This window comes from Tolypothrix sp. PCC 7712 (assembly GCF_025860405.1).
Lineage (GTDB): Bacteria > Cyanobacteriota > Cyanobacteriia > Cyanobacteriales > Nostocaceae > Aulosira > Aulosira diplosiphon.
Map to the genome: position 1 here is coordinate 4,366,745 of NZ_CP063785.1, position 22,531 is coordinate 4,389,275.

The window sequence follows — 22,531 nt, forward strand, 5'->3', positions numbered from 1 at the left end:
TCGAGTTGGATTACTTAGGAATTACAACAGTGTTCGCCGCAATTAATCACATCTTTTGATATTATTGATAGATGCAAAGCAGAATCCAAAAATCGTCAATAAATGGGCATTGGGCATTGGGCATTGAAGATTGATTTTTATTGTTCCTTGTAAGCGCTTTTTATAGAGTCTCTTGCATACTGCAAAGCAGAACCCGAAGGGTAGACGCAAAGAAGAAGGTAGACAAGAAGTCTAATTTCTAGCTCTTAACCTCTAACTAACAGTCCCACAAGCGGGGAGAGGTTCTTGAGATATGTTGACCTTGGGTGTTTCTAGGTTGGTTTTCTTGGCAATGGTGGAGAGTCTGCCATATTTATAGTAAGCCGCACAGGCACCTTCGGAAGATACCATGCAAGTACCAATTGGTGTTTCTGGGGTGCAAGCTGTACCAAAAACTTTACATTGCCAAGGTTTCAATACGCCTTTGAGGATTTCTCCACATTGGCAAGCTTTATGGTCGGCAACTTTCTGGTTAGGAATGCTAAATTTCTGTTCAGCATCGAATTGTGCGTATTCGGGGCGAATTTGTAAGCCAGAATAAGGAATGTCACCTAAGCCACGCCATTCAAAAGTTTCTCGCGCCATAAACACTTGGTTAATAGCTTTGAGGGCGATTTGATTGCCGGCTGGCTGTACAATGCGGTTGTATTGGTTTTCGACTTCGCAACGATTTTCTAATAGCTGTTGTAACAGCATCCAAATCGATTGCAGGATGTCTAGGGGTTCAAAGCCGGAGACAACTATGGGTTTATGGTATTGTTGGGCAATAAATTGATAAGGGTCAGTCCCAATTACCATGCTGACATGGCCAGGGCCGACAAAGCCATCGAGTTGCAAATCGGGGTTATCTAGTAATGCTTGCAAGGCGGGGATCACGAGGACGTGATTGCAAAACATACTAAAATTGCTGATATTTTCGGCTGCTGCTTGCAGGATGGTGAAGGCGGTACTGGGGGCTGTGGTTTCAAAGCCTAAGCCGAAAAATACGACTTCTTTGTTGGGGTTTTCTTTAGCAATTTTTAAGCTATCTAGAGGCGAGTACACCATGCGAATATCTGCGCCTGTGGCTTTGGCTTGCAGCAAGCTGGTGGTGGAACCGGGGACTCGCATAGCATCGCCAAAGGTGGTGAAGATAACGTGAGAATTTTGGGAAATTGCGATCGCATCATCTAATCTACCTCTAGGCATGACGCATACTGGACAACCAGGCCCATGAATTAATTCGATGGTATCAGGCAAGATGTCTTCTATCCCATACTTAAATATAGAATGGGTATGCCCGCCACAGATTTCCATGATTTTGATGGGTTTATCTAACTGCTGGCTTAATTTGGCAATTTCGCGGTATAAGCCTTCGGCTTTGGCTGGTTCGCGGAATTCATCAACGTATTTCATCTGAAGATTTGAGATGGGGATTTTGGATTAATTTGAATATGTTTTTGAGCAAGGATTATGCACTAACTTCTGCTTGCGCTGCTGCTAGTTCTTGCAATAATTGTAATGTTTCTGCTGCTTCTGCTTCGTTAATTCGATTCATCGCAAAGCCTACATGAACTAATACCCAATCGCCGATGCAAGCTTCTGGGGGATGTTGTTCATCGACAATGCAAGAAATATTTACTTGTCGCTTCACACCACCAACATTGACAATGGCCAGCTTATGATTAACGTCGGAGATTTCAACAATTTGACCGGGGATTCCCAAACACATTTTTATTTTCCTTTGGCAGTGTTATGCAGTTAATTTGTCAATCAGTTGGGCAGATTATCATTTGTCATTAATCATTTGGATGGATTTAGGGCAAATGACTAATAACGAATTACAATCTTTAGAAGAATAACGACAGAGATAATATAAGAGAAATTTCTGCAAGGTGTCAGTTTATTAAGGATAATTAAGCGCTTAACTGTGCAGCTGCAATTACAGCTTGACCTAAAGATATACCACCATCGTTGACTGGAACTAAGCTATGAGTTAGGACTGTGATTCCCAATGTTTGTAAATCCCTAGTAACTTGCTCTAATAAAATACAGTTTTGAAATACGCCTCCTGTTAAGACGACCTGATTAATCACATGTTCTTGCGTCAGATATTTAACCATTTGGGCAATTGTTTTGGCTAGACTCTGATGAAATTTTGTCGCTATTATTCCTTGGGATATCTGATTTTGCAAGTCTTTGAGCAAGGCTGACCACATAGGGCTAGGGTCTATACAGTAAATATTATCGAAAAAGCTAAAATTAAACGGATAATTTGGATTTTCTTTAGGATGATTTAAGCTATGCTCATCAATTAAGGCTTCCATTGCGATCGCAGCTTGTCCTTCATAGCTACATTCTTCCCGACAAATCCCAAGCGCCGCCGCTACAGCATCAAACAATCTACCCGCTGAAGAAGCTTGAGGCGAATTAATGCCTTTTTCTATTAACTGATTTAGTACCTTGAGGGGCTTTTCTTCCAAAAATTTTAAGATTTCTAAATCGCCATAGTTTTTTTTGAGATTTTCCCAACTATCGGCGGCTATGAGATGGGCATAAGTGTTACGCCAAGGCTGATATATGGCTTGTGCGCCACCAATCATCGCTATAGGTTTCAATGCTGCTAATCGCTGAAATTTGCGGTAATCTGCTAACAGAAATTCTCCGCCCCAAAGTGTACCATCTTCGCCATAACCCAAGCCATCTAAGGCAATACCTAAAACTGGAGAAGCATCAAGAGGAAGGCCATTTTCTGCCATACAAGCAGCAATATGGGCGTGATGATGCTGGATTGGGTAAATTGGTAAATGGTTAGCTGCTGCTAATTCTTTTCCTAGTTTGGTTGAAAGATATTCTGGGTGTTTATCAATCGCAATTACTTCTGGTTGATGTTCAAATAAATTTAAGTACAAATTTAATGTATCTTGATAGGCATCAAAAGCCGCAGCATTTTCTAAATCTCCTAAATGTTGCGAGAGAATTGCTTGCCCTTCCCGCAGTAAACAAAAGGTATTTTTTAACTCGCTACCCATTGCTAAAATCTGCGGAATATTATCAAATCCTGGGGGTAAATTAATTGGTGCTGGCGCATAGCCTCTAGCGCGACGAATGATTTGCAATTTCTCGCCTACAACCCTCACCACCGAATCATCAGCTCGGTTCACAATCTCTCGATTATGTAACAGAAAATAATCGGCGATTTTGCTTAATTTCTCTTTTGCTACTTCATTATCAATACATTGCGGTTCATCCGATAAATTGCCACTAGTTAACACAATCGGACGATTCATCCGCTTCAAAATCAGGTGATGTAACGGCGTATAAGGTAACATAAACCCAAGGCGATTTTGCCCTGGTGCGACTGAAGGCGCAATGGAATTTTGGATTTTGCGAAAAGTTGCGTGCGGGGGTTCCCCCCCGTTGAGCAAACTTTTCAAGACGGATTTTGGATTTTGGATTGAAGATTTTTGATTTAGTTTCTGTTCCCCAATCCCTAATCCCCAGGAGTTATTTAATTTTGAATTTTGAATTTTGAATTTTGAATTGATTTGTCCCCAGTCCCCAATCCCCAATCCCTTTCTCCGCAACAAAACAATAGGCGCAGCAGGACTCCTTAATAACTCTTGTTCTTGCGGGCTGATGGTGCAATATTGGGCAATAATGTCGATATCCCTAGCCATTAAAGCAAAGGGTTTGTGATAGCGGTTTTTACGCTGACGCAGTTTTTGGACTGTGGCTTCTTGAGTAGCATCACAAGCTAAATGAATCCCGCTTAAGCCTTTAATGGCGACAATTTCACCTTTTTGCAACAGAGTACAAACGGCATCCACATCATCTAACATGGAGAACATAGAAGCGGTAACTGATTTACCATCCGCACGTTCTAACCAAGCAGTAGGGCCGCAGATATGGCAAGCTACAGGTTGGGCGTGAAAGCGGCGATTTTCGATATCGTGGTATTCCTGTTCACATTGGGGACACATGGTAAATGCAGACATACTGGTGTTGCATCTGTCATAGGGAATGGCGCGAATAATACTTAATCTGGGGCCGCAATGGGTACAGTTGGTAAAGGGGTAGCGAAAATAGCGGCTAAAAGGGTCAAAAATTTCTTGTTGACATTGGGGACAAATCGCCGCGTCAGGAGAGATGGCTGTTTTAACTTTATTAGTAACACTATGGGCGATCGCAAAATCATCAAAATGCAATTCTTCTATCAGCGGCGTTCTGATGATTTCTGCAATTTTTGCTAAAGGTGGGCATTCTTGCTGTAATTTGGCGATAAATTCTGCTAAGGCTGCTTCGCTACCAGATAGGCGAATCAACACACCTTGTCCATCATTACAAACATCTCCCCGCAAACCGCAAGCTTTGGCAATCCGATAAACGGTAGGGCGAAAACCTACACCCTGAACAGTACCACGAACTCTAATTTCTTCAGTCGCCATAATTAAACCGCCACAGCAAAATTCGGTTATTTCCAGAATCAGCTATTACCGCAGTTTGACCACAAATCTTGATACCGTAACACCAATTTAAACTTTCTCTTGTTGGTAATCCAAAATCTCGATTTTCACCTTTATTTTTAAAATTAGCTTGCCCAGCCAAGGCATCTGCTGCCGCACCTTGCAGTGATAGGATTGATTCTGGCTTTTGCCATCCTAGCAAGCGAGAGTTAGCGGTATCTGCAACTAATAACCAATCACCAGCCGCATCCACTCCATAGGGCATACTTAAACTACTGGCACTGGGAAAATAAACTCCCTGATTCATCTCGACATTATTAAAGTCTTTTTGTCCCAAGACTACGGCACAAGGAGTATTATTTTCTGTGGGCATTCCTTGCCAAATCATCACCCGATTATTACCTGCATCGCTGACAACTAAATTGTCTCCCCAAAAGGTCATATCATGACACCAGCGCATACTCACAGCAGTGGGAGAAGCGCCACAATTTTCATTACGAGATATCATATCTGGTTGCCCCAACACTAAATCGGCTGGTTGACCATTTTCTGTAGGTAATTGCTGCCAAATTAGCAGCCGGCGATTGCCAGTATCAGCTACAAATAGCTTACCTTGATGATATAAAATCCCATAGGGCCAGTGCATCGTATTTGCATCTGGTGATTGACTACCTCGATTAGGTTCATTGTCGGTAAAATTAGCTTGTCCTAACACCAAATCTGCTGGAACATTATTATCTTCTGGCAAATTTTTCCAAATTAAAACTCGGTGATTCCAAGCATCAGCAACAGCTAATCCAGAACCGCAGCGACAAATCCCCGTGGGGACGCTAACAGTTGCCCTTCCTGGTGTTCCTTTCGCATTTTGTCCTTCATGGTAAAAGTCTGGTTGTCCAATTACCCAATCAGCACTTTGATTATCTGTAGTTGGTAAATTTCGCCATCCTAATAATCGATGATGTCCTGTATCAGATACCCATAATGGCCCGGTTTCTGAGATTAAACAAGCAGCACGAGGGCCAAACATTGTCATGGGACTCGGTGCTAAAGGCATGACGAAGTTTTCTGTTTCTAGATTTGCACCTAAAATCACTTCTGCACCTGCAAGTGACAAAGGTAATTTTGGTGCAATTCCTGTGGCTTCTGACGGTAATGAAGGGTTAGGAGTAATATTAATCGAGTTGTACATTAACCGCAGATGAATGCTGATAGTTCTTGACAAAATATTAACTCGTAATACCTACCTCGGGAGAGAAGCAAGCTACGTAATTAATAATTCGTAATTCGTAATTCGTAATTACATTTGTAATACCAATTTGAAAAAAGAATGTGACAGATTGTAGGGGCAAGGCAATGCCTTGTCCTCTAGAATAGATTGATATGTTACCAACATTATTTGAATTGGTATAACAGGGTAAACAATTAGAGAACTCCACAGAATGATTGATCCAAAAGCTGTCATTGCGAGCGAAACGGAGTGTAGTGAAGCAATCCCAATATTTTGCGGTTGCTTCATTTAGCTTCGCTACATTCGCAATGACAATTGGGCATTTCTTTTTCTGGAGGTCTCTTACAAATCATTTTGTCATTTGTATTTTCTCATCAAAAACTTAGCCCTACTGTATCAGCACTAGCAACTTTGCTCTCATATGCAAATTTGCGTTTTGGTGTGAACATTTGCAACTACTCTACCCTTTAGCTTACTGAAGCATCAGGGTAGAGAAATGATTAATCAGTGAGAAAGCATTTAGACAAATCCAAACAATAAATTATTTCGCTTCAAGTCGTGACAGTCAACAGTCAACACTCAACAATAGCGATAGAATTTTATTACTTGCCAGTCCCTAATTATCAAGTTTCTCCTGTTGTAGTTTTAGTTCTATTTCCAGTTCTTGCAGGGCTTGGGCTACAACTTGTGCTTGTTCTAATTGTTGATACTCTGTGAATATTTCCCAAGCTTCTTGATAGTAAGCACGCGCTTTTAATAAATTTTGAGGATTTCCTTTTTCTGGTTTTTCAAGGTCATCCGGTAGATTAAACAAGGCGTTAGCTTTGTTAGAAATTGTGTTAGCGTATTCTAACGGTGTATCATGAGAATTACGCACTTTTAATGCTTCATCGTAAGCTGCGATCGCTCTTAAATTATTCTCTACAGGATGGGTACTTTGGAGATATTGCAAAGCATTACCTAAATTATTTTGCAACATCGCGTATTCTCTGGGATTTTCAATTAGGTTTATCTGCTTGAGTGCTGCTTCAAATGTTTGTACAGCTAAACCTTCACACAATTGCTTTTGTTCCATTCCCGTAGAAATTGACAGGTAAGCAATGGCAATATTATTGTGTAAAATTGCGTATTCTTCTGGGTATTTCTCGGAATTAAATACCCGCAATGCATCTTGATAAGCTTTAATGCTATCGGCAATTTGGGCTAAATTAAAAGGCACTAGAGATTGCAACACTAGCCCTAAATTCATCTGTGCTTCCGCTATTTCTTCTTTAGAGGCTAATTGTTGCAAAATTGGTAGTGCTTCTGTATAAGCTGCTTTTGCTTGTAGTAGTAATTCTGTCCCTTCATCAGGAATTGATTTCAAAGCACCAGCTATACCCACCTTAGCCCTAGCTTTTAGTAGCGGATAATCATCCCCACACATTTCGCAAGCTCGTTTATACAGATCAACTGTACTCCATAAATCTTGAGGAGTTTTAGGTTTTTTCTGTAAACCATGTGCCAGTTCAATCAACATTTCGATTTTCTCTTGTGTCGTTGCTGACTCCGATGCAATAGCTGCGATCGCGGCCTTAACTGTTGAATCTGTAATGCTTGGGGTCATCTCAACACGATTGCAATGATGGGTGTACACATAGTTGCAAGTATTTTGTCCTAGAGATGGTCAGTGTAGCTACAATTTATCTCATCGGCTAATTTGCTTCAACTTTAAAGTACTTTACTGCCTCAATTCTCCAAATCACAAGCTTATTTTAATCAAAATATACACAATTTAATTCTTAATTTATATCTTGCGATTATACTGATGCATACGCTACATGATCTTAGTAAATTGATATTAAATGATTATCTGTATTGTTTGATGCAATTGCACAGATTGACAACTAAATAGATTAAATAAATATTATTTATTGAGATATGTTGAGATGTTTATGGACATGGATTGGCTGCGGCGATTCCTTCAATTTTGGTGCATATTATGTTGCGATCGCACCACAATTTTTGGTGTTAATAATACAATACATTTCAGTTAAGTAGTTCGGCGAAATTAAAGATAACTAGCTGAGGCTGTCATTCTGACAAAGTTCTGACTTGGTATTCGCGTAGCGTCTCCGTCAAAAGAGGCAATACGGTCTTCTCCTAAGGGGAGAGAGGTTTCCCCCATGAGCAATTGCCGAAAGGGTTTGCCGACTTGTGGCGACTGCAGTCGAGAAATAATACTTCTTGATCAAATCCCCTATCTTGCAAAGTTCAGTTCGCCAGCTTCCGGCCAACTGAACTTTGCGCTTTATTTATGGGGATTATCTTTTTACTTTTTATTTTTTACTGCTTAATATCCGATTATCCTTTACTATTAGCGAGTTTCATTTTATGCTTAATATGTAATAGTTTTTTCGTAGGTAAGTACGCTTGATTAACGCAATATGTAAAGTTTTGAAGAAGAAAAATTAAAGCTTTTTCAATTTATATTGCTGAATATTGTTATGTTCAATTGCAAACTTACTGAATTACTTATTTAAGGAGCTTTAATGACTCAGCGTATTACCAGTGCTGTCAATTCATTAGTAAATAAACTATCGCGACGCAATGCACTTTTGTGGATTGGTGGTGCAGGATTAGGCACCACCTTTGTAGCAGGAACACAAACTGAAGTGAATGCTCGTGAAAACCAAGATGTGAAACTGGTAAATCCACCAACCCTATATAATGCACCCCAAAATGGCTATAGCCATATAGCTGTTACACCAGCAAGAGCAAAAACGGTTTATATTTCTGGTCAATTTGGTTCAGATTTGCAAGGCAATGTGATTTCTGATGATTATGAAGAGCAGTTGGTACGGGCTTTTCAGAACCTCCGCTTTGCCTTACAAGCGGTGGGTGCCAAACCAGAACATGTAGCTAAAACTACTGTGCTTATAGTTAATCACACCCAAGAGAAATTGATACCGTTAGGACGTGAAATTGCTAATTTGTGGGGGAATAAACCACCAGCAAACACCCTCATCCCTGTTCCTAGGCTTGCACTTGATCGGATGTTATTTGAAATAGATGCTTATGCCGTAATTCCAGAAAAACCAGAGAGCGGAATGTTCCCGTTTTAATACCATTTTGAAAAAAGAAGGCGACAGATGGGTAGGGGCACGGCACCTGTAAAATATTTGATATATCAAAAGATTGTAGATGCCTTGCCCCTACAGCATTACAAATCCCATAAACTGAGCTGATTGGGTGGGCGATCGAGGTTATTCCAAGGTAGGGGAGGAACTGCTACACCATTCTGTTCTAGTAAATTTTGGAAGTGACGGGCTGTGCTGGGCGATCGCTCTTCTATAGGACAATGAACAAAGAAATAAATCTGCACTCCCGCCTGTAACCACTGTTGAATCTGCGTTACCCATTCTTCCATAAACGGCTGATTTACAGGTAAATTTGGATGCGAAATAAAGCGAATGAGGGTAAAAGGTGCTGTGACGCTAAATTGTACTGGTAATTTCGGTTTGCGTCGTTCTGAATTGAGCTGAGGATCATCATCTCCAGTGTAGATGGGGCGCGAGTCTAACAGTACTCTACCAACATTGAGCTTTTCTAACAGCGCCGTCAAATTACTAGCATGAGGTTCCTTAAACCAATCTGGATGGCGAACTTCTAGCGCTAGGGGTGCAACTGTACGTGGCCAAGCTTCTAAAAAAGTAGTCAAATCTTCTATTAATATAGGTGCGTAACTTGGCGGTAATTGAGCAAATATTGGGCCAAGACGCTTACCCAAAGGACGCATTCCTTCCAAAAATTGTAAAGCCGCAGGGATATATGGTTGCAACAAACCTTGATGGGTAATATCACGTGGTAATTTTAAACAAAATTCAAAACCTGGGGGTGTTTCCGTCGCCCAGCGAGTGACAGTTTCCTGGTTAGGAATAGCGTAGAAAGTAGTATTTCCCTCTACAGTAGTGAAGCGGCGACTGTAGAGAGACAGAAACTCAGCTGTGCGAGTACCTGAAGGATAGAGTTCACCCACCCATCCTTTATATGCCCAAACAGCACAACCAATCAGAAATTTTACAGGTTTGTCATTTGTCATTTGTCATTGGGTAATAGGTAATTGGTAATAGGTAATTGGTAATAAACATTTATCTCCCTTATCCCCCTCATCTCCCTTATCCTCCTCATTTCCCCAGTCCCCAATCCCCATTACCCCTTATCCCCAGAGGGGGCCCCGAGTTCCCCAGTCCCCAATCCCCATTACCCAATCTCAAGCAATCGGGAGACAAATAGTAAATTGCGTTTTCCCTGGTTGGGAATAGACTGTAATGCTTCCTTGATGGCGGATTTCGACGATGCGGCGTACTACTTCTAAGCCTAAGCCGGAACCCTTACCAACAGGCTTAGTTGTGAAAAATGGCTCGAAAATTCGTGATTTAATCTCTTGAGGAATACCCGATCCGGAGTCTGTAATTTGGATTTCTACGCGATCGCTATAGGGAGTTGTCACAATTTCTAATATGCCTTTTTCGTTCATGGCATCAATGGCGTTATCAATCAAATTTGTCCACACTTGATTTAATTCGCTGCCATAAGCCCAAATTTTAGGAATATCAGGACTATACGACCTGCGAATTTCTACGCCATTTTTTATTTTGTATGAGAATAATCGTAAAGTATCTTCTAAACCTTCATGTATATCAACTAATTGTCTTGCACCCTGATCTAAATGGGAATAAGACTTCATTGACTGCACCAGTTCCGCAATCCTTTCTGCACCACGTAAGCCACTGCTAATCATAGACATAACTTCAAAGGAAAGGGCTAACCAACGCAAGCCCATAGTGCCCATTTCTGTTTGATCATCTTGCCAGCGTGCAGTTAATTCTTCTAGTGTGGTAATTTCGATACCCCCTTCAGCTAGCGGCCCTGCAAGTTTCCAAGCATCCTCAACACCATAATCTTCTAACCAATCAAGCAATTCATCTTCGCGATCGCTCAATTTCATCGGATCAATCCGCTTGTGGGTAATGCTCTCATAGCCCTCATCTCGGGCTTTAATCCATTGTGCGGTATGTTCTGCATCAACTTGGTGCTGTCCATACACCAGATTCATGCGTTGCAGTTCTAATAATGCCGGGGTGATATCCCGCAAAGCACGAACCAATGCGGCGGCTGGATTATTCAGTTCGTGGGCTAATCCTGCGGCTAGTGTGCCTAACGCTGCCATTTTTTCCCGATTGCGGATGAAGGATTCTAATCCACGCGATCGCTTGGCGACGGTTTTAAAAATCACCTGCTCAAAGTTGCGACACTCATGCAGCAATGTCAGGAAATCTTCACTTGATAGTTGATACAGATGACAGTCAGTCAGGGCGCGTACTGTAACTGGGTTAGGATCGCCTGTCAAGATGGGAATTTCCCCAAAAAAGCTAGGTGCGTCGTGCTGTCCGATGGGCATTTCCATCCCATCACTGCGCCTTGTCAATCCCATTCGCCCAGACAACATAATAAAAAAGCCACGTGCAGGATCGCCTTCGGATACTAAAATTTCATCAGTACTGAGGTCAAGTATTTGAGAGCGATCGCATATCCAATCCAGACGATTCTGTGGCAAAGTTTGAAATAGTTCCAGAGTCAGCAGATCTTCTATACAAAGCATAATTCCGCTACCTTTCGCTAATATTTCTGGAAAGCGGCGGAGAAATAGCAGCCCCGCCGCTTGGGGTTTGTGGCGGGACACCGAAACTTCTTCCCCTCCTGGTGGAGTTTTTCATTAATCAATGCACACACGGAGTCACAGCCTTCCGACAGAATAGTATCATTTTTTCGGATGTGGTCATGGGTAATGAGTAATTGGGGTTTGTCATTCGTCATTTGTCATTTGCTGTTTGTTATTCCCCAATCCCCATTACCCCTTATCCCCAGAGGGGGCCCCGAGTTCCCCAATCCCCAATCCCCAATCCCCAATCCCCATTACCCCTTATCCCCAGAGGGGGCCCCGAGTTCCCAATCCCCAAAAATATTTGTCACCTTCAGACTTTTTGCTACTAAAATTTCAATAATTTATTCTTGGGGACAATTTTTACTTTTATGCCTTGTTCTGCCACTTTAAATCAACTGGTTGAAATTCTTTTAGCCCAGCCTGTCAACTTATCAGCAGCCGCTTTAACACAATTAGGCAGCAGTATCCAAACAGACACTCGGCTGATTAAGCCAGGTGAAGTGTTTGTGGCTTTGCGAGGTGAAAAGTTTGATGGGCACGAGTTTGTTGCTACGGCGATCGCTAAAGGTGCGATCGCGGCTATTGTTGATTTTGATTATGAAAATCCTGGGTTTCCGGTATTACAGGTCAAAAATACTCTAGAAGCCTATCAAAAAATTGCTCGTTGGTGGCGCGATCGCTGGCAAATTCCGGTGATTGGGGTAACTGGTTCTGTGGGTAAAACTACAACAAAGGAACTCATTGCTGCAGTTTTGGCGACAAAGGGACGTGTACACAAGACTTATGGGAATTTTAATAACGAAATTGGTGTGCCGAAAACTCTCCTAGAACTTAGCCCAGAACATGATTACGCTGTGATTGAAATGGCGATGCGGGGTAAAGGACAGATTGCCGAATTAACCCACATCGCCAATCCCACAATTGGAGTGATTACCAATGTCGGCACAGCACATATTGAATTACTCGGTTCCGAAGCGGCGATCGCTCAGGCCAAATGTGAATTATTAGCCGAAATGCCTAAGGATAGCGTTGCTATTCTCAACCAAGATAATCCGCTCTTAATTTCGACATCTGCCAAAGTTTGGCAAGGAAAAGTCATCACCTACGGCTTATCTGGCGGCGATATTTCTGGCGAAATAATTGATCATGAAACACTGGCAATAGAAGATATTCAGCTACCTCTACCCCTCCCTGGTCGTCACAATGTTACAAATTTCTTGGCAGCTTTAGCCGTAGCTAGAGTAGTAGGAATTGATTGGGCATCTTTACAAGCGGGTGTAAATGTAGATATGCCCACAGGGCGATCGCAGCGATTTGCCTTACCCAATGACGTGGTAATCTTAGATGAAACTTACAATGCCGCACCGGAAGCTATGTTAGCAGCGCTGCAATTATTAGCAGACACACCCGGAAAGCGCAAAATTGCAGTTTTAGGTGCAATGAAAGAATTAGGAGAGCGATCGCCACAACTACACCAGCGAGTAGGTGAGGCAGTGCAAAAGTTGAAATTAGACGGCTTATTAGTCTTAGTCGATGGACAAGATGCCGAAGCGATCGCCAAAAGCGCCGAAGGCATTCCCTCTGAATGCTTTACCAGCCATGCGGAATTAGTAGCCAGATTAAAGACATTTGTCCAAGAAGGCGATCGGTTATTATTCAAAGCTGCCCATTCCGTCGGACTAGATCGAGTTGTCAATCAATTGCGTGCGGAATTCGCCAATTGAAACTTGTAGTCATCCCAGCAATGGATAACAGGTAATAAAGAATTGCTAATGGCTAAAGGTGCAAATTAGTCATTAGCTTTTTACTTTTAAAGATGAGCATCGGGCATGGGGCATGGGGCATGGGGCATGGGGCATTGGTAATTGGTGTTTGGTGTTGGGTGTTTGTGATTTCCCCTCATTTCCCCTATCCCCAGTCCCCAGTCCCTAGTCCCCAATCCCCAATCCCCAACCTCCTACCAAAATGAAACCGTATACTCCCAAGCTGGGGTAGCATACGGTGTGATTAATGTTATACTTGATTTTCTGATTACCAGAAGTTTATAATAGTATAATTTATACCAGTAAATAAGCTTACTGAATTTTTTTATCCATTTTCTCTATTTGGGGAAAGTTTTCCTGTTCGCTATTTGTATTTTGCTGAGTAATAGCAAGCATACTTAAGAGAATGATACCTCCCACAGCCATTGCTACTACAGGACGCTTTAGGAAGACGAAATCTCGGATAATTCTCGCTAAAGGGCTGCTTTGGCGGCGTAGTGACGAAGAGATCATCATCTGTTTCAGCGTAAACGGATCGCGGACGTAATGACCGCTTTGGCAAACTACAAGTTTTTCTTGGCAATAAGGACAACTAAACAAGCCAATGCACGTCTTGATTTTTTTCGGCGTGGCATTTCTTTGGCAAATTGGACAAGTAACATAATGATTATCAAAAGTGTGTATATTCATTTAGTACTACCGCCTAGTCCATTGACTCGCTCTATAAACAATAGTTATATTGAATTCCCGATCAATACTTAGTAGACTCACGCTTGTGAACTGACATCAGTCATTAATCATACATATAGTGTACTTCTTACTCAGGATGGTTATTATAGTCGCACCACGAGTATAGCTAGATTTAGTAAAAGATGACTTCTCATTACTGTCTAACCTGGCTTAAACACCAAGTCCATATCTAGCGTATTTTTTTCCTGAGAAGGAGTTCTGACTGAATAGCACTGCACCACCGCTAGTTGACCATTAAATAATAATTCTGTCCTATTTAACCATTCTCCTCATCAAAATTTTGCACAGTGAAATTTTTTTAACTAAAAATTTGTAAATTAACCTGATCGAGCATACTTGTCTGGTTGCTAAATCATGGCTCACAATGAGAAGTAACAGATAAAAATTTAAATTTTTTCTTACATTTACCTGGCCGCTCAATGACTCTCTTGCCTCCTACTGAACTGAGGAAGGTAACGGAAACACCTGCCTTTCCTTCTGTGACTACTCGCTTGGCTCACTTAATTAACCGTTTTCAACCATCCATAGAAACCGTGGTGCTACTTTTAGCAGTATTAATTGGTAGCGGTACGGGTATGGGTGTAGTGACCTTTCACTATTTAATCCAGCTAATTCACGATTTGATGCTGGAAAATTTTATGGGCACTATTGGGGTCTGGGGTGCTTGGACTTTAGCTTGTGTTCCCACAGTTGGCGGCTTGATTGTTGGTTTGATGCGCTGGCGCACTCAAGATTTTGGCCCTGGACTTTCATCTTTGATTGCAGCTTCTCAGGGCAAAGAAATTCGGCAGCCATTACGTCCAGTCACCAAAATGTTAGCAGCATCTGTGTCTTTGGGGAGTGGTGCTTCGTTGGGGCCTGAGGGGCCGAGTGTAGAAATTGGTGCCAATTTTGGGATGTTATTGTCTCTAGTTTTACAAGTATCCCAAGAGCAACAGCGTTTGCTTTTGAGCGCTGGTGCAGCGGCTGGTTTAGCAGCCGGCTTTAATGCTCCCATTGCAGGAGTGTTTTTTGCTTTAGAAGTGGTGATGGGCGCTACATCTTTTGCCACCTCTGCTGTCAGTGTGGTGTTGTTAGCCGCAGTGGTAGCAGCGTTAATTGCTCAAATTGGTTTAGGCGCACAACCTGCTTTTGCTTTACCTGTATATCAAGTCCGCAGTCCTTTTTTAGAGTTGCCAATTTATTTAGGTTTAGGCTTAGGAGCAAGTTTAGTTTCCCTAACTTATACAGAATCAATGCGGTTAGCAAAAGCCTGTTTTGCTGGGCGCATTCCCATGTTGGGCTTTGTAGGAAGAATTCCTAAGCCCATACATCCAATTATTGGTGGGGTAATTGTCGGCGTAGTAGCTATATATTTTCCCCAAATTTTGGGCATTGGTTATGGCACTGTCCAGGCCATGCTGCAAGATGTGGAGTTTTCTCTACCTTTATTAATGATACTTTTAGTCATCAAATTGCTGATGACGGCAATTTCTGCTGGTAGTGGTTTTGTCGGTGGTGTATTTGCTCCCGCGATGTTTCTGGGTGCTTCTTTTGGTTCAGCTTATGCCAAAATTGTCGCTGCGATCGCTCCTACAATTGGCGCACAAATGGCTGCACCTCCCGCTTATGCAATGGTAGGAATGGCCGCAGTTCTAGCTGCTAGTGTCAGAGCGCCCTTAACATCAATTATTATGCTATTTGAATTAACCCGCGATTACCGGATTGTTTTACCTTTAATGGCGGCGGTGGGTTTAAGTGTTTGGTTAATAGAACGAATCAAGCCAAATTTTAATTCTAATTCTAATCTGCAACAAATCGGTCTTTCGGAATTAAAAGATGAGAAGACAGATATGTTGCAGGAAATTTTAGTAGAAGATGCCATGCTAACTTGTCCGAAAAAGTTGCCGACAAAGTTAGGAGTATTAGAAGCCGCAAAGGAGATGCTGCGCGATCGCTGCTCTAGTGCTTTAGTAATTGATGAACTTGAGCAATTAGTTGGTATTATCTCTCTAGAAGATATTAACCGTAACCTCCGCCTTTGGCAAAATTACCAGAATTTGCCAACTGAAATTCAGAGTAATTTATCTAGCCAAACTCTTTTCGATATTTGTACCACTGAAATTCTTTATGCTTGGAGGGATGAACCCTTATCTGAAGCTTTAGACCGCATGGCGCTTCGAGGTTTGCATCAGTTACCAGTGGTAGCAAGAGACAACCATGAGCGCATTTTAGGTCTACTAGAAAGGGAGCAAATTGCCTTAACCTGTAATTTAACAGTCACAGGTAAGGCACTGCACCAATGTTTAGCAATGATGTCTACAACAGATGTAGTTATTAATCATTAATTGACATACTCACCGACCTGAAGGTGCGGTGATTCTTGACGGCTCACAGCAACCAGCTACCGAAGTAGTCTTATGGTCGATCCCCGTCCGTTTAAGGTCGTGCCGATGCCCTATGCCGACCATTTCTATATTCTGTCAATAGAAGGCTGAAGTGAGAAGTATAAAGTATGAGGTATATTTGTTTAGGCTACCCTACTCTAAGTCGCAGCCAGACAAGTATTCAGCCTTCAGCCTTCTTCCTTGACTCTTGATGTTAACTATATTATTAAGCAGTAGCTTCTATAGCTTCCAGGTCTTCCCTATCTTCTGGATCTACCTGTCTCAGACGAATGTGCTTTTTACCTAAAGTGATGAGAAACTCATCGCCTGGTTTAAGATTCATTTGTTTTGTGTAGGCGGAACCTATCAGCAAGTTCCCATTTGATTGCACACTAATTCTATAGCTGGCGCTACGTCCACCACGACCATTAGCACTAGGAGAGCTATCTAATTGAATGCCTTCAGCATCAATTAAGGCATTCAAGAACTTCATCATATTGACGCGCTCTATACCATTTTTGGTAACGGTATAGTAGCCGCACTTCTTAGCCTTCTCTTCTTTGCTCTCGTTCTCTAGCTCTTTAACTTTTTTGAGCAGATCTTCACCAACTAGGGGTTCAATTTTTTTCTGTTTAGCCATCAACTTAGGTCGAAAACGAATGTTTGAAGTGTTTGAATCGATTTTATTTTAGCTGACATTGAGCTAGTAGGAACAGAATCCTTTAGTTTTTATTTCAGCCTTGCCAAGTATATTACATTCATAGGCAAAATTGTTACTTGATTTCTAAATATTGCTAAAACAATTTATTTTCTAGAATGGTGTCTATACTGATAACTATATATATAGTTTCTGAATTACTGGTAGACTATAGTTGTTTAAGTTTTCTAAAGTAGCGCAAAAAAAACTTGTCTACTTGTCAATATGGATAATTGGGGTACAGAATGATAAGCAAAACTGATCCTTAGTCATTAGTCATTAGTCAATGGTCATGAAAAAACAACTGACAACTGACAACTGACAACTGACAAATCAAAAAATCCAGCATGAAACTAACAACGAGAGGACATTATAGTGTGAAAGCGATGCTCGATTTAAGTTTACAGCCAGCTTATGGGCCTGTATCTGTAAGAGCCATTGCTAAACGCCAAGATATTCCTGCTCCTTATCTAGAAAAATTATTAATAGAAATGCGTCGTGCTGGTTTAGTAAAATCAATTCGCGGCAGCATTGGTGGATACCAATTGGCAAGAGAGCCTGCCAAAATATCTATAGGACAAATTTTAGAATCTGTAGGTGAAACGATTACTTATTTGCCTAACCATACTCCAACATCAGCACAAGCTGAAGATTGGGTAACATTTTCTCTTTGGCAGAGACTTAACCAAAAGCTGAAAGAAGCTTTATATAGTATTACCCTAGCTGATCTTTATTACGATGCTCGGAGTTGGCAGGCTTCTTTGGGAGAAGAAGCTAATTTTGTAGTTTAGTCAACAGTCAAAAGTCTATATTCCAGAGCCACAATACCAGAGTCAGAATATTTATGCTTGACCCTTGAGTAGAGACGCGATTAATCACGTCTCTCCAACTTTTGACTCTTGACCAATGACTCACAACATTTATATCTTGATTTTTGCTGCATTTTTAGATTATCTAATTGGCGATCCTTGGGGTTGGCCTCATCCAGTGCAAGTAATGGGGTGGGTAATTTCTCACCTTTCCAAACTGTCTCTGAAATATTGTCATGATTCTCTAACACAAAGAATTGCGGGAATTTTCCTCTGCATCTTTTTAATAATTGGTAGCGGACTTGTTGGCTGGTTAATCATTCAAAGTGCTAAGTGGTTGCATCCACTGTTGGCAATTGCTTTAGAAAGTATTCTTTTAGCTAGTTGTTTTGCTGGCAGAAGTTTGAGAACCGCATCTGTTACTGTCTTAAAACCTTTAACCGGAGGAAATTTAGCAGAGGCTCGTGATATTTTAAGTAATTACGTTGGCCGCGATACTAAAAATCTTTCCGAAGCAGAAATTTTGCGCGCCATTCTAGAAACGGTAACTGAGAATGCTACTGATGGGGTGATGGCTCCGCTATTTTTTGCAATTGTGGGAGGATTCATTCCCTTTGTAGGATCTGTGCCTTTAGCTCTAGCATATAAAGCCAGTAGTACTCTAGATTCAATGGTGGGCTATAAGGAAGCACCATACACTTATTTAGGTTGGTTTAGTGCGCGGTTAGAAGATTACCTGACATGGGTTCCTTGCCGCTTAACAGTAATCACATTGGCGTTATTATCAGGGAAACCTTTATATGTTTGGCGGATTTGTAGCCGAGATGCAATTATCGATCCAAGTCCCAATTCTGGCTGGAGTGAATGCGCCTATGCAGCAATTTTAGGCGTACAGGTAGGCGGGACAAATTGGTATCACGGCGTAGCTAAACACAAACCATTGCTGGGAGATAACATTCATCCCATCACTCCCAAAAGTATTGAATCGGCTTTGCAATTAACTAGATATTGCTTTTTACTGTGGATAGGGGTTGCGATCGCTCTATTCTTTCTACTGCTAAACAGGTAATGATGAATATGGGGCATTGGGCATTGGGCATTGGGCATTTGTCATCTGTGGTTTCCCCCCTGCTCCCTACTCCCTGCCCCCTTGCCTTATTATCTCCTCTTGCCTCAAATGTCTGGTATCATGCATTACTCAGGGGTATCGGTCTATGGTTATGTCTGTAAAAGTAGTTGAAATTCTCTCATCAGAAGAACTTCGTCGGACTGTAAATCGTCTTGCTTCTCAAATTGTGGAGAGGACGCGTGATTTATCTGAGCTAGTACTCTTAGGTATTTATACCAGGGGTGTATTTTTAGCAGAATTATTGGCACGTCAGATTGAGACATTGGAAGGTGTATCTGTAGAAGTGGGAGCATTGGATATTACGTTTTATCGAGATGATCTTGACCAAATTGGGTTACGAACTCCAGCCAAAACTGATATTCCTTTTGACCTCACAGGTAAAACAGTTGTGCTTGTAGATGATGTCATTTTTAAAGGTAGGACAATTCGTGCTGCTTTAAATGCAGTCAATGAGTACGGTAGACCGGAGGTAATTCGTTTAGCTGTTTTGGTAGATAGGGGCCATCGTGAAGTTCCCATCCACCCAGATTTTATTGGTAAGCAGCTACCTACTGCTAAAGAGGAGATTGTCAAAGTTTATTTCCAAGATTCGGATGGAAAAGATGCTGTAGAGTTAATTGCAAATTAGTTATCAGTCAAGGGTTAAGGTAAGGCAAAACAATAAATTATCCAATCTTTAACTACACTTCGTTAATGCAAAATTTTTGAGATGATTGGCGGTGCGTTAGGCTTTACCTAACGCACATTTGTATCTGAAGAACTTAATTACACCGATACCACGATGCGATCGCATCGTGCAACCAAGCATTGCTGATTACACCAGATAACCACATCTGGTATGGCAAAGTCTGTTGTGATGGCTGAATAGCAAATGCGGATTTAGCAATTGAAAACTTACAACAATTCGCCAATGGTGTTGAGAAATGGCAAAAAATGACTGTGATTTCGATAACATTAGGGACGACAGACGCTTTCAAATTGTGGTAATGGATGATATGTAGCTTTTCTCATCCAGATGAACTACCAATTTCTCAACGTTTAACTTTTCTTTCTCTGTGCTTGGTAGTGAATGACCTTTGAAAACACTCTGCGTCCCTTGGCGCTGACTTTGTGTGACTCTGCGTTAAAAAACTCTACGACAAAATACACTCAATCAACAACAGCTTAATCTTCAATTGATTTTGCTGGAACTTCCACCGCTGTGACATCAATTGTGCCATCAGGGGTAAACCTACGAAAATGACCACTTTGCACTAACAACTGCTCTCCACAGTTAGGACATTGTAACTGGCTGTTATTTAAACCTGTAAATTCATATCGACATACAGGACATTGATCAACAACCAAGTTACGTTGTAGCCACCAGCGAAACCCAAAGAATGCAATTACGGGTGCCAATAGCAACAACCCAACAATAAACAGTATCGAATTAACCAACCAACCCAGGCCTAAGGATGCTAGCAACCAAGTAACTGCTAACACAGTGAGCCAAGGGCGAAGATTTTCAAGCAAAGGAAAAGATTTAAGGCTCATTTTTAAAATGTCATGTTGCTCTATTTCTAGGATAGCGAGTTTGGGGATGAGGATGATGAGGCGGATGAGGGGGATGAGGAAGCTGGGGAGAAATAATTAATGACAAACCCCAAACACCCAATTACCAATTACTCATTACTATGCCCAATGCCCCATGCCCCATTCCCATTAAATTAACTCTTGTAACCGCTTTTGCAAAGCATTCATCCCAAAAAGTGCGATCGCTTGTTGTCGTAGCCAATCGCCATCACAACGTTGGTCATGGCCTGTGAGTATTTCTATACAAGCTGCGGCTACAGCATTGGGATCGCGGTGGGGAACTCGCCAGCCGAGTTGTCCATCCTGTAAGGGGTCTGCTGAACCATCATCATCGCCAGATAGTACGGGTACACCACAAGCCATTGCTTCTAAATAAACAATGCCAAAGCCTTCTTGGGAAGGCATAATGTAGGCATTAGCCAGGCGGTAATGTGCTATTAGTTCTTCTGTGGGAACGAAACCTGCAAAAATTACGCGATCGCTGACACCTAAATCTTGTGCAAGTTGCGCTAATCTTGGTTGATCGTCGCCACGCCCAATGACTAAATATTTAACTTCTGGGAACACCTCAAGGATTTGCGGTAAGGCGCGAATTGTGACATCAACGCCTTTGTAAATATCGCCCGACCATAGCCGCGCTACAGTCATTAACACTCTGGCATCATTTAAACCATACTTGGCAATCAGTTCTGGTTGCTTTTCACCTGGTGTAAATTTATTCCCATCAATTGCACAAGGCAGTATTTTTACTATATTAGGGTCGATAAAATTAGCCGCACAGCTGCGATCGCGACTGTAACGGCTAATTGTCCAAATCCCTGATGCCGATGTGAGTGCGTGACGTTCCTTACTATTAAGCGGTTCCCAAACTTCTTTACCGTAAGTGAGGACAGTGTAAGGAATTCCTAAAGGTTGGCAAAGAGTTTGTATCAGTTTTGTTAACAGGATGTGACCACAAAAAACATGCTGGGGACGATGTAATAATAAACACTTCAGCAAGGCAGCTGTCATTTTCAATCTGCCGAATTGGGGAGAGTTACTTTGAAAACCATAAAATTTTAAATTTTCCGATTCCCAGAGATTTGAGACATTTGGCCTATCTCGCAGTACAAATACTTCTGCTTTGTAGCCTGGACTCAATCTCTGATAGGCGTGAAAAATATCCTTGACATAGGACTGAATCCCACCTTCGTGTACAAAAATTTCTAAGAACACGAATACATGGTTGGTTTTTTGGGGAAATTTATGAGTTAAATTAAGATTTTCGCCCACTGTACCTGTGCAATTACGTATGTTTATGGCTCATCCAGTTGTAACATATACCACATTTGTTTAGGTTAAACCTCACAGGAAAGCATAAATTCCAAGCACAGAGGTGTTTTTGGGCATATTCTGTTAAGTTGCTAAAATTATGCACCCTGAAATTTACATTCAGGGTGCTTTGGCTGGATTTTCACGTTTGTTGTTCTAGCTTGTCAAATTCCCATTAATTAATAATTTGTACTAGATGGCAATGACAAATTATTAATTAAGAATTCTTTAATGCTGACCATCTAGAGAATATTTAACGATCAGCAAACAATTTCTGTTTTCTGTAGCGCGTTCGTAGACAACACGGTCAGCCAAGCGTCTCAGAAGGAACCATCCGTATCCTCCTACTTGAAGAGTACCTGGCTCTGGCTCGGCGATCGCATCGGGATTAAAAGGTTTGCCATAATCCCAAATTCTCATTTCCAATCTGTCAATCCACAAGCTGACTTCAATATCTATGCCTGTTTCTGGTGGTAAAGCAGAATGAGCATGACGCACTGCGTTAGTGAAGCCTTCTGCTAATGCTAAGTTCAGGCGATAAAGCTGAGTTTCTGACCAGCCAAGTTGATACAAATGTTGCCGACAAAATTTCTCAAACCATTGTTGCACGTGGTTGAGGAGCTTGAGATCGCTCTTCACCGTCAGATGGTCTTGCTGCATGGTGCTAAGCATTGACCTTGACTTAAATATAAGTAAGTGATCGGTAGGTAACAAA

General features: G+C 41.6%; 20 protein-coding genes. 6 read left to right on the forward strand and 14 right to left on the reverse strand.

What is annotated here, in order from left to right; translation table 11 throughout:
* Positions 1-252 precede the first annotated feature (252 nt).
* The 5 genes from hypD to HGR01_RS18060 form a co-directional block, all read right to left on the reverse strand.
* Complete coding sequence (hypD, locus tag HGR01_RS18040) at positions 253-1,434, reverse strand: hydrogenase formation protein HypD (RefSeq protein ID WP_045867428.1); 1,182 nt, start codon at positions 1,432-1,434, stop codon at positions 253-255.
* A 55-nt stretch (positions 1,435-1,489) separates the two neighbouring features.
* A complete protein-coding gene (locus HGR01_RS18045) occupies positions 1,490-1,750 on the reverse strand; it encodes a HypC/HybG/HupF family hydrogenase formation chaperone (RefSeq protein WP_045867429.1) in 261 nt (86 codons plus the stop codon).
* Between the two features lie 184 nt (positions 1,751-1,934).
* Positions 1,935-4,466, reverse strand: a complete 2,532-nt coding sequence (gene hypF, locus HGR01_RS18050; protein WP_096621635.1) for a carbamoyltransferase HypF — start codon at positions 4,464-4,466, stop codon at positions 1,935-1,937.
* On the reverse strand, positions 4,456-5,673 hold the full coding sequence (locus tag HGR01_RS18055; RefSeq protein WP_081583863.1) for a hypothetical protein: 1,218 nt from the start codon (positions 5,671-5,673) through the stop codon (positions 4,456-4,458). Before HGR01_RS18055 ends, hypF begins: the two co-directional genes overlap by 11 nt.
* 655 nt (positions 5,674-6,328) lie before the next feature.
* Positions 6,329-7,318 (reverse strand): hypothetical protein, encoded by a 990-nt coding sequence (locus HGR01_RS18060; protein ID WP_045867431.1) that lies wholly within the window; start codon positions 7,316-7,318, stop codon positions 6,329-6,331.
* Positions 7,319-8,243: 925 nt separating this feature from the next.
* Between HGR01_RS18060 and HGR01_RS18065 the strand changes: the two genes are divergently transcribed.
* Complete coding sequence (locus HGR01_RS18065) at positions 8,244-8,816, forward strand: Rid family hydrolase (RefSeq protein WP_045867432.1); 573 nt, start codon at positions 8,244-8,246, stop codon at positions 8,814-8,816.
* A gap of 98 nt (positions 8,817-8,914) precedes the next feature.
* Here HGR01_RS18065 and HGR01_RS18070 read toward each other — a convergent pair whose 3' ends face one another.
* Positions 8,915-9,793: a DUF72 domain-containing protein gene (locus HGR01_RS18070; protein WP_045867433.1), complete on the reverse strand. Its 879-nt coding sequence runs from the start codon at positions 9,791-9,793 to the stop codon at positions 8,915-8,917.
* Positions 9,794-9,964: 171 nt separating this feature from the next.
* On the reverse strand, positions 9,965-11,437 hold the full coding sequence (locus HGR01_RS18075) for an ATP-binding protein (protein WP_235622999.1): 1,473 nt from the start codon (positions 11,435-11,437) through the stop codon (positions 9,965-9,967).
* Between the two features lie 350 nt (positions 11,438-11,787).
* Here HGR01_RS18075 and HGR01_RS18080 point away from each other — a divergent pair, with 350 nt between their 5' ends.
* Positions 11,788-13,143, forward strand: coding sequence for a UDP-N-acetylmuramoyl-tripeptide--D-alanyl-D-alanine ligase (locus HGR01_RS18080; protein WP_045867434.1), 1,356 nt, complete (start codon positions 11,788-11,790; stop codon positions 13,141-13,143).
* A gap of 86 nt (positions 13,144-13,229) precedes the next feature.
* Here the strand turns inward: HGR01_RS18080 and HGR01_RS18085 are convergent, their stop codons facing one another.
* Positions 13,230-13,358, reverse strand: coding sequence for a hypothetical protein (locus tag HGR01_RS18085; protein ID WP_255325123.1), 129 nt, complete (start codon positions 13,356-13,358; stop codon positions 13,230-13,232).
* 136 nt (positions 13,359-13,494) lie between these two features.
* Complete coding sequence (locus HGR01_RS18090; RefSeq protein ID WP_045867435.1) at positions 13,495-13,872, reverse strand: hypothetical protein; 378 nt, start codon at positions 13,870-13,872, stop codon at positions 13,495-13,497.
* 479 nt (positions 13,873-14,351) lie between these two features.
* Here HGR01_RS18090 and HGR01_RS18095 point away from each other — a divergent pair, with 479 nt between their 5' ends.
* A complete protein-coding gene (locus HGR01_RS18095) occupies positions 14,352-16,259 on the forward strand; it encodes a chloride channel protein (RefSeq protein WP_045867436.1) in 1,908 nt (635 codons plus the stop codon).
* Between the two features lie 265 nt (positions 16,260-16,524).
* Here the strand turns inward: HGR01_RS18095 and HGR01_RS18100 are convergent, their stop codons facing one another.
* A complete protein-coding gene (locus tag HGR01_RS18100) occupies positions 16,525-16,938 on the reverse strand; it encodes an AbrB family transcriptional regulator (protein ID WP_045867437.1) in 414 nt (137 codons plus the stop codon).
* A gap of 404 nt (positions 16,939-17,342) precedes the next feature.
* On the opposite strand from HGR01_RS18100, the gene HGR01_RS18105 reads away from it, so the two are divergent.
* The 3 genes from HGR01_RS18105 to pyrR all read left to right on the forward strand — a co-directional run bounded on the left by HGR01_RS18105 (position 17,343) and on the right by pyrR (position 19,561).
* Positions 17,343-17,786 (forward strand): Rrf2 family transcriptional regulator, encoded by a 444-nt coding sequence (locus tag HGR01_RS18105; RefSeq protein ID WP_045867438.1) that lies wholly within the window; start codon positions 17,343-17,345, stop codon positions 17,784-17,786.
* Between the two features lie 115 nt (positions 17,787-17,901).
* The gene (gene cbiB, locus HGR01_RS18110; RefSeq protein ID WP_045867439.1) at positions 17,902-18,873 is read left to right on the forward strand and encodes an adenosylcobinamide-phosphate synthase CbiB; all 972 of its coding nucleotides are present in this window, start codon (positions 17,902-17,904) and stop codon (positions 18,871-18,873) included.
* Positions 18,874-19,018: 145 nt separating this feature from the next.
* Positions 19,019-19,561, forward strand: coding sequence for a bifunctional pyr operon transcriptional regulator/uracil phosphoribosyltransferase PyrR (gene pyrR / locus HGR01_RS18115; protein ID WP_194007909.1), 543 nt, complete (start codon positions 19,019-19,021; stop codon positions 19,559-19,561).
* 133 nt (positions 19,562-19,694) lie between these two features.
* On the opposite strand, the gene HGR01_RS18120 is transcribed toward pyrR, so the two are convergent.
* The 4 genes from HGR01_RS18120 to HGR01_RS18135 all read right to left on the reverse strand — a co-directional run bounded on the left by HGR01_RS18120 (position 19,695) and on the right by HGR01_RS18135 (position 22,488).
* The gene (locus HGR01_RS18120; protein WP_155538895.1) at positions 19,695-19,910 is read right to left on the reverse strand and encodes a hypothetical protein; all 216 of its coding nucleotides are present in this window, start codon (positions 19,908-19,910) and stop codon (positions 19,695-19,697) included.
* 187 nt (positions 19,911-20,097) lie between these two features.
* Complete coding sequence (locus tag HGR01_RS18125; protein WP_045867440.1) at positions 20,098-20,466, reverse strand: hypothetical protein; 369 nt, start codon at positions 20,464-20,466, stop codon at positions 20,098-20,100.
* Between the two features lie 168 nt (positions 20,467-20,634).
* Positions 20,635-21,777 carry a glycosyltransferase gene (locus tag HGR01_RS18130; protein WP_194007908.1) on the reverse strand — a complete coding sequence of 381 codons (1,143 nt, stop codon included), beginning with the start codon at positions 21,775-21,777 and terminating at the stop codon, positions 20,635-20,637.
* Between the two features lie 267 nt (positions 21,778-22,044).
* Positions 22,045-22,488 (reverse strand): ATP-binding protein, encoded by a 444-nt coding sequence (locus tag HGR01_RS18135; RefSeq protein WP_045867442.1) that lies wholly within the window; start codon positions 22,486-22,488, stop codon positions 22,045-22,047.
* Between the last annotated feature and the right edge of the window lie 43 nt (positions 22,489-22,531).

Coding starts and splice junctions, on each gene's coding strand:
- pyrR (WP_194007909.1), top strand. CDS start 19,019: ATGGTTATGTCTGTAAAAGTAGTTGAAATTCTCTCATCAGAAGAACTT.
- hypF (WP_096621635.1), bottom strand. CDS start 4,466: ATGGCGACTGAAGAAATTAGAGTTCGTGGTACTGTTCAGGGTGTAGGT.
- HGR01_RS18055 (WP_081583863.1), bottom strand. CDS start 5,673: ATGTACAACTCGATTAATATTACTCCTAACCCTTCATTACCGTCAGAA.
- HGR01_RS18105 (WP_045867438.1), top strand. CDS start 17,343: ATGAAACTAACAACGAGAGGACATTATAGTGTGAAAGCGATGCTCGAT.
- HGR01_RS18080 (WP_045867434.1), top strand. CDS start 11,788: ATGCCTTGTTCTGCCACTTTAAATCAACTGGTTGAAATTCTTTTAGCC.
- hypD (WP_045867428.1), bottom strand. CDS start 1,434: ATGAAATACGTTGATGAATTCCGCGAACCAGCCAAAGCCGAAGGCTTA.
- HGR01_RS18100 (WP_045867437.1), bottom strand. CDS start 16,938: ATGGCTAAACAGAAAAAAATTGAACCCCTAGTTGGTGAAGATCTGCTC.
- HGR01_RS18135 (WP_045867442.1), bottom strand. CDS start 22,488: ATGCTTAGCACCATGCAGCAAGACCATCTGACGGTGAAGAGCGATCTC.
- HGR01_RS18090 (WP_045867435.1), bottom strand. CDS start 13,872: ATGAATATACACACTTTTGATAATCATTATGTTACTTGTCCAATTTGC.
- HGR01_RS18065 (WP_045867432.1), top strand. CDS start 8,244: ATGACTCAGCGTATTACCAGTGCTGTCAATTCATTAGTAAATAAACTA.
- HGR01_RS18070 (WP_045867433.1), bottom strand. CDS start 9,793: ATGACAAATGACAAACCTGTAAAATTTCTGATTGGTTGTGCTGTTTGG.
- HGR01_RS18095 (WP_045867436.1), top strand. CDS start 14,352: ATGACTCTCTTGCCTCCTACTGAACTGAGGAAGGTAACGGAAACACCT.
- HGR01_RS18125 (WP_045867440.1), bottom strand. CDS start 20,466: ATGAGCCTTAAATCTTTTCCTTTGCTTGAAAATCTTCGCCCTTGGCTC.
- HGR01_RS18045 (WP_045867429.1), bottom strand. CDS start 1,750: ATGTGTTTGGGAATCCCCGGTCAAATTGTTGAAATCTCCGACGTTAAT.
- HGR01_RS18060 (WP_045867431.1), bottom strand. CDS start 7,318: ATGACCCCAAGCATTACAGATTCAACAGTTAAGGCCGCGATCGCAGCT.
- cbiB (WP_045867439.1), top strand. CDS start 17,902: ATGACTCACAACATTTATATCTTGATTTTTGCTGCATTTTTAGATTAT.